General features: G+C 26.1%; 1 protein-coding gene. It reads right to left on the bottom strand.

The window, feature by feature from the left end; translation table 4 throughout:
- Positions 1 to 1,309: hypothetical protein (locus EHV01_RS05680; RefSeq protein ID WP_422066613.1), on the bottom strand; the 1,309-nt coding region annotated here is incomplete at both ends.

Genomic DNA, 1,309 nt, shown 5'->3' with positions numbered 1-1,309 from the left:
WARAAATTATCTAATATGCCATATATTTTGCCTTGGACAAACATTTTTCTTATTCATGTTACACGATTGATTATACCCGCTTCTTTATTCAACGAAGTTTGATGTTTTTTGGCTTTAAACATTTTAATTTTATAGCCTAAATAAGGGTAAATATCTTCTTGTAATTTTTGCATAAAGTCATGGGCATTAATATCATAATGAAATGTTGCATATTCAAAACCATCAAATTTATCAAAAGTATTGATTATTCATTGTCCATAATGTTCAACTATTTCATTTAAATTCATTGCATTTTTTGGGGTAACAACATTTTCTTCAATTAAATATTTATCATATTCATTATTTTCATTAATTTTATAGCCACTAAATAAAAATACAGTGTGGTCTTCACTACCGTTAGCATAATCAACACCAATTGAATAACTATCAAATTGATACTGTTTTGTATTGGAATTATAAAAATCTTGTAAATTATATTCTTTAATATATTTACGATAATTTCGTAAAACATAAATACTGGGGTCATTATCGTTATATTCAAAACCGTAGTATTCAAGTTCAAATAAATCAGGTCGTTCTTGTTTGTTTGTTAAAACAAGTTTTTTAGTAATATTAGGTATTTTATTTCAAACAGCACCCATTGTTAATCGTAAATTAAAAATACCCAAACCATTAAATGCTTGTTTGTTTTCTGAATATACTTGATTGTGTTCTTTTAAAATATTTTTAATTCTTTCATTTAAGGGTAAATATGGGGTTACAAATTTTTCATAAAAGACATGGTATTTATCAAAAGGATTAAAAGTAAATTGATTAGAATATGTTTTATGAAAATATGTTGTTACKGTTATGTATTGTTTTGTTATGTTGTCTCATTCTTGAAATGTCCAAGATAATTCTTTTACTGGAATAGGATTATCTAAATTATATTGTTCATTATCATTTTCATCCGTGTATTTTTCATAAGATACTTTTAAACTTTTTGAACGAAACATTGAAACTCTTAAATTATTATATCTTTTATCTAGTTCTTTATCAGTTAAAATTTCTTTTTCTTCGGCATGTATCATTTCATCTGTTCACGCCGATATAATACCACTACCTTTACCAACTTTACCCATAATTTTATTACCATTAGCATAGCCAGCAAAAGCAATACGAACACCACTAGGAAAAACAATCTCACCACCTTCTTTAACATTTTTAGGTCAAACAATGCCATTTTCATTGTCAGGTCCTATATCAATCCCATATTTATCGTATAGATAATTACAAACATTAATTGTATCGCCGAAAGTAGTATCTTSGT

This window comes from Spiroplasma sp. hy2, assembly GCF_044714365.1.
In the GTDB taxonomy this organism is placed as follows: Bacteria; Bacillota_I; Bacilli_A; order Mycoplasmatales; family Mycoplasmataceae; genus Spiroplasma; species Spiroplasma phoeniceum.
This window is presented reverse-complemented; position numbering and strand designations above follow the sequence as displayed.